The organism is Arthrobacter sp. JCM 19049, assembly GCF_001310435.1.
The window spans coordinates 1-618 of the sequence record NZ_BAXF01000882.1 but is presented as its reverse complement, the minus strand read 5'-3'; the positions used below and the strand labels follow the sequence as shown (position 1 = coordinate 618).

The following is a 618-nucleotide window of genomic DNA, read 5'->3' as shown; positions in this document are numbered from 1 at the left end:
GCACCGGCTGGAGGACGCCGGCAACGCCCCGGTGGCGCTGCACCAGCTGTACACGCGGCTGCCGGCCGAGCACCGGCACCTGAACACCATCAGGGCGCTGATCGAGATCGGACGGACCAACGGTGAGGCGCTGAGCCCCGCCGAACTGCACCCGGTCGAATACTTCCAGGTCGATGGCAGCACCCGCACCGCCCTGCTGCCCGCACTGAGCTTTACCAAGGAGCCGCTATGAGCACCAGCACCGTGAACCCCGAAACGATCACCGAGCCCCTGTTCGACGGCGATACCGGTTCCTTCCCGGTGCAGCTGCGCCAGCTGCTGGTCAAGCTGCTGCGCGGGCCCTACCTGGACGGCGCGGTGGACCCGGCCGGCTGGCAGCTGCTGCTGGATCAGCGCGCCGCGATCATCGGGTACGTCTCGGAAATCTTCCTGGGGTTGAGCATCGATCCCGAACGCAAGATCGCGATGCTCAGCCCGGTGGACGTGGATTTGCCGCATTCGGCCCCGATCGCCCCGCGCCGTGGCCTGAAGCGGGACGAGACGCTGCTGGCGCTGCGCCTGCGCCTGCTGCTGGAACAGCATTCGGGCAGCGGCACCGACGCGGTCATTTCGCGCACC

General features: G+C 68.4%; 1 protein-coding gene and 1 pseudogene. Both read left to right on the top strand.

The features are described 5' to 3' along the window. Window positions 1-232 (top strand): annotated as a pseudogene (locus tag JCM19049_RS16900) (DUF3375 domain-containing protein); the annotation flags it as partial. Then, window positions 229-618, top strand: a 390-nt coding sequence (locus JCM19049_RS16895; RefSeq protein WP_279403493.1) for a DUF4194 domain-containing protein, incomplete at its 3' end; no start/stop codon positions are given. The pseudogene JCM19049_RS16900 and the gene JCM19049_RS16895, both read left to right, overlap by 4 nt.